The organism is Candidatus Desulfatibia sp. (genome assembly GCF_036446775.1).
Classification (GTDB): Bacteria; Desulfobacterota; Desulfobacteria; order Desulfobacterales; family UBA11574; genus Desulfatibia_A.
The window spans coordinates 1-5,334 of sequence record NZ_JAZFTO010000233.1; the positions used below are offsets into that span (position 1 = coordinate 1).

A 5,334-nucleotide genomic window follows, 5' to 3' on the forward strand; every position below is an offset into this window, starting at 1 on the left:
CCCTGAAAAACCTGGTCCTTTGGGCCTCCGGCTCGTAGAGCCTACGCCTCGGAGAGCCAGGTCAGAGATATTTGGCTCTGCCTTGGAGTTTTGTGTCTAAAATCACAAATTCCAAGCACCAAATTTCAAATAAATCACAAATTCCAAGTCTCAAATTCCAAACAAGGGCTAAAACTATTTTTTTTATTCTTTTGTTTGTTATTTGTTTTTTCGGTCACCTGTCGAGAGCCTCCCCCTCGGCCGTGAGCAGTTCGGCCTTGAGCTCACTGCCGAAAGGCTCGGGGCCGAACGGTAGGTCGAACGATTGGAATTTATTTGTTATTTGTATTTTGTTATTTGGGATTTCCCCTTTTGGTCACCTGTCGAGAGCCTCGAGGTCGAACGATTGCTATTTGTTTGATATTTGATATTTGTTATTTGGAATTTAATTTACTCCATTTGAGATAGGTACGCCCCTATGGGTGCAACCCAAAGCCTGGTCCTATGGGCCAGGATTCTTTACTTTAGGGCAAGACTTTTTTTAGGAAATGCCCGGTGTAGGACTGCTTGACGGTTGCGATTTCTTCGGGGGTGCCGCAGGCGACAATGCCGCCGCCGTCATCTCCGCCTTCAGGACCCAGATCGATGATGTGGTCGGCGGTTTTGATAACATCCAAATTGTGTTCGATCACGATAACCGTATTCCCCGTTTCAACAAACCGGTTCAGCACATTAAGAAGTTTGCGGATGTCGTCCGGATGGAGGCCCATGGTCGGCTCATCAAGGATGTAGACGGTTTTTCCCGTGCTTTTTTTACTCAGCTCCCGTGATAGCTTAACCCGCTGAGCCTCGCCGCCGGAAAGAGTTGTGGCCGATTGGCCGATCTGGATGTATCCCAGGCCTACATCGACCAGGGTTTGAAGTTTTGGCCTAATCTTATGGATCTTGCCAAAGAAGTCGAGCGACTGATTTACGGTCATATCGAGGATGTTGGCAATGTTTTTCCCCTTATATCTGATTTCAAGGGTTTCACGGTTGTATCTTTTGCCGCGACAGATATCGCAGGTAACATAAACATCCGGTAGAAAATGCATTTCTATCTTAATAATTCCGTCGCCTCTGCAGGCTTCACATCTTCCGCCTTTTACATTGAAACTGAACCGGCCGGGCTTGTAACCCCGCATACGGGCTTCAGCGGTTCTGGAAAAGAGCTCCCTGATATATGTAAATACACCGGTATACGTTCCAGGATTGCTGCGGGGTGTCCTTCCAATGGGAGACTGGTCAATATGTATCACCTTATCAATATACTCGAGTCCAAGGACATGGTCATGGGTGCCCGCCTGAATTCTGGCATGATAAAGCCGCTGGGAAAGTACATTATAAAGGGTTTCCAGAACGAGTGTCGATTTCCCTGAGCCTGATACGCCGGTGACGCAGGTGAAACAGCCCAGGGGGAATTCCACGTCGATTTTTTTGAGGTTATTTTGCGAGGCTCCTGTGATGATTAGTTTCTTCCCCTGCCCGCGGCGGCGATTAGATGGAACTTCTATGCGTTTTTTCCCTGAAAGATATTTGCCGGTCAATGACCGGTCTTCTTCAAGCAGCGCTTCAGGTGTTCCCGAAAATACTATCTGCCCGCCTTTCACCCCGGCACCGGGTCCCATGTCGATGACCTGATCGGAAGATCGTATGGTCTCTTCATCATGTTCAACAACCAGCACCGTATTGCCAAGATCACGCATTTTCTTTAATGTTGCTAACAGGCGCAGGTTGTCTCTCTGATGCAGGCCAATGCTCGGTTCATCCAGAACGTATATAACTCCGGTCAGCTTCGAACCGATTTGGGTCGCAAGACGTATGCGCTGACTCTCGCCACCGGAAAGAGTGTATGCCGGCCTGTCAAGGGTAAGATAAGAAAGCCCGACATTTTCAAGAAAGCCAAGACGCGCATTGATTTCTTTTAAAATCCTTTTGGCAATAATCGCTTTTTTGCCGCCAAGATTCATTGCTTTAAAAAAACGGCGGACTTTTGCCACTGAAAGCGCCGTAATTTCGAATATGGCCAGATCATCGATTTTTACAGACCTGCTGGCTTTGTTTAGTTTGGTACCGGCGCATTCCGTACAAGGTCGAAAATTCATATAACGCTTAATTTCCTCCCTGGATTGGTATGATTCTGTTTCCAGGTAACGTCGCTGAAGGTTTGGAACAATGCCTTCAAAGCGTTTTTTATAAGTATAACGGCGACCGCTGCGTTCAAAGTAGAAAGTAATGCGCTCATTTTTTGAGCCATATAACAGGATCTTTTTAAAGTGGTTCGGAAGGTCCTTATAAGGTGTGTATATATCAACGCCATAGTGTTCTGTCAGAGCGTCTAAAAACTCAAAAAAATGCATGGTGTTTCTGTGGGCCCAAACTGCAACCGCTCCTTCTCTTAATGAGAGCTCACGGTTTGGAATGATAAGGTCAGGATCAAATTCAGTGTTTGAACCCAGGCCGTCACATTTTGGGCATGCTCCCTGGGGCGAGTTGAACGAAAAGCTTGCAGGAGTAAAATCGGGATAGCTGATACCACATGTGATACATGCTGATTTCTCACTAAAAAGGACCGGTTGTCCGCCCAGGACATTTACAGTGACGAGACCGTCTGACAAGGACAGGGCCAGCTCCAAAGAGTCGGCAAGTCGATTTTTAATCCTATTTTTTACGATCAAGCGATCTACAACCACATCAATGGTATGCTTCTTATTTTTATCAAGCTTGCCGGTTTCTTCAATTTCCAAGATTTCGCCATTTATGCAGACCCGGGCAAAGCCTTCCTTTTTAAGTTGCTTTAGGCGTTTTTCATGAGTTCCTTTCTGGGCCGTAATAATAGGTGATAAAATAATGATCCTGGAGCCGTCGGGCAGAGACATTACCTGGTCGACAATCTGATCGATTGACTGAGATGAAATCGGCTGGCCGCATTGATAACAGTAGGATGTGCCCGCTCGGGCGAAAAGGAGGCGAAGATAATCATAGATTTCAGTAACGGTTCCCACAGTTGAACGGGGATTGTGACTGGCGGCTTTCTGTTCAATGGCGATGGCTGGAGAAAGACCTTCGATCAGGTCGACATCCGGCTTTTCCATCCGTTCTAAAAACTGACGCGCATAAGAGGAAAGTGATTCTACATATCGGCGCTGACCCTCGGCATATAGGGTGTCAAAGGCTAGAGTCGATTTTCCGGAACCTGACAAACCGGTGATAACCACAAGCTTGTTGCGGTGGATGGTAACATTAATGTTTTTCAGATTATGCTGTCTGGCGCCGCTTATAATGATTTTGTCCGCTTTCATAAATCGCAGTGATTACCCTAAATTTTTGTGCAATTCCGCAGTATATAAAGGTCTACGGTCATTTTTGTCTGATGAATGACGAGGTCTGTACTGCCTGTTGGGCGGCCAGGTTTACGGCGGCAACAAGGCTGCCAGGGTCCGCCCGCCCGGTACCGGCAATGTCATAAGCCGTGCCATGGTCAACAGAGGTTCTGATTATTGGGAGTCCCAGCGTTGTGTTGACTCCATCGGTAAAATGTATCAATTTGAACGGAATCAATCCCTGGTCATGATACATGCATACTACTGCGTCATAGTGACCTTCGACTGCATGATAAAATATAGTGTCCGGTGAAGAAGGGCCGACAACGTTAAAGCCTTCGCTGCGGGCCTGCTGGACGGCGGGGGCAATGATATTGATTTCTTCGTCGCCGAACATTCCTTCTTCACCCGCATGGGGATTCAGTCCGGCTACGCCTAGACGGGGATCTTTACATCCAAAACGGTCAGACAGAGCGCGGCCGGTAATTCTTATGGTTTGAATGATTCGTTCCTTTGAAAGCACAGCAGGGACACTTTTCAAAGGAATATGTATGGTCACCAGAACTACACGCAGCCGGCTGCCGGCAAGCATCATGACAAAAGCTTTGGATCCTGTGCGTTTTGCCAGCAGCTCGGTATGTCCACTATAGCGAAAACCGGCGATTTGCATGGCCGTTTTGTTTATGGGGCAGGTGGCAATTGCAGCAATATGTTCTTCGACGGCCATATCGACAGCAGTAGTTACATAATGCATCATGGCCCTGCCGCTTTCAATGGAAGGCCGGCCCCATGATGTTTTTTGCGGGTCAAGTTCAGAAAGGTTCAAAACGTCAACCGACCCACAGCTATAAAGCCCGGCGGCAGGCTTCGGGACAGTTTTAAGATCAAGCCGGCTCCCAATAGATTCTTTGGCAGTATTCAAAGTGCGGATGTCTCCGAATACCAAAGGGCGGCAGACCTTGTAAATTGAAGGGTTGCTGAGAGTTAAGAGAATAATCTCCGGGCCGACACCAACAGGATCTCCCATCGTAATTCCGATCAACGGACGCAAATCTGACATAGGCCTCATTAAAATAGATGGCGTCGTAAAAAGTAAAACATTTGACTTTTTACGATAGTATTTTGTATTTGGTGTTTAGTATTTGGTTATTTAACAAGCTGGTATATCAGCATATATTTAAAACAAAACACTAAACACCAAACACCTGATGAATTCGACTTTTTACGAATTCATCAAGGTTTAAGACTCATAATTCAGGAGGTCCCGCAGGGATGACACAGGCAAACACCAGCGGTTCATCACCAGCGTTTCTGATTTGGTGCTCCTCATTGCCGGGAATAAAAACGGTATACCCCCGGGTTACCGGGACCCATTCTCCTTCACAGAGGATTTCGCCTTTCCCCGCATGGATGATAATTTCATGTTCCCATTCATGGGAATGCATCGGGGAATAGCCTCCTGATGATAATTCGAAAATTCGCATGCAAAAATTTTTGGCTCCGTCGGCTTTGCCGATAACTACTCTTCCAGTAACTCCCTTGACGGTATCCGTGTCGAAATGCTTGGGTTCGGCTTCAGTATAGTGCATGATTTTCATTCAATGCTCCTTAGTATGATTTAAAACTATTTATAAAATCGTAATACGATTTTATTATCAATCTATTATAATCCGGTCAATTGTAAATTTGTTGGTCCATATCTTTCATGTACCATCACGCCCTATGGATGCAACGGCGGATAAATATTCTGTAGAGTTCATGCCTAGTTCCGTCCACCAGGAATCTGGATATTTGATATAAGTCCAGGCAAGTTTTACAGCATAGCGTAACAGGCGCATATAGGCTGTCAGCGGACGAATCTGAGCATCTTTTTTGACGACGAATATAGTACATTATTAAGCTCGACATGGCAACGGCGCAATCAATTATTCGGGGTAAAATTTGAAAAACAAGACATACAAAGAGATAGTTCTTAATAACTGAGGTAGCTAAA

3 protein-coding genes are annotated in these 5,334 nt (G+C 46.2%); all 3 read right to left on the reverse strand.

Going from position 1 to position 5,334, the window contains the following annotated elements:
* Positions 1-503 precede the first annotated feature (503 nt).
* The gene (uvrA, locus tag V3S16_RS11065) at positions 504-3,320 is read right to left on the reverse strand and encodes an excinuclease ABC subunit UvrA (protein ID WP_413884896.1); all 2,817 of its coding nucleotides are present in this window, start codon (positions 3,318-3,320) and stop codon (positions 504-506) included.
* Positions 3,321-3,378: 58 nt separating this feature from the next.
* Positions 3,379-4,401 (reverse strand): 4-hydroxythreonine-4-phosphate dehydrogenase PdxA, encoded by a 1,023-nt coding sequence (gene pdxA / locus V3S16_RS11070; protein WP_413884898.1) that lies wholly within the window; start codon positions 4,399-4,401, stop codon positions 3,379-3,381.
* A 187-nt stretch (positions 4,402-4,588) separates the two neighbouring features.
* Positions 4,589-4,939, reverse strand: a complete 351-nt coding sequence (locus tag V3S16_RS11075; RefSeq protein WP_413884900.1) for a cupin domain-containing protein — start codon at positions 4,937-4,939, stop codon at positions 4,589-4,591.
* Positions 4,940-5,334 lie beyond the last annotated feature (395 nt).

What these genes read in the sequence shown, in the direction of transcription:
- V3S16_RS11075 (WP_413884900.1), bottom strand. Translation starts at nt 4,939, where the DNA reads ATGAAAATCATGCACTATACTGAAGCCGAACCCAAGCATTTCGACACG.
- pdxA (WP_413884898.1), bottom strand. Translation starts at nt 4,401, where the DNA reads ATGTCAGATTTGCGTCCGTTGATCGGAATTACGATGGGAGATCCTGTT.
- uvrA (WP_413884896.1), bottom strand. Translation starts at nt 3,320, where the DNA reads ATGAAAGCGGACAAAATCATTATAAGCGGCGCCAGACAGCATAATCTG.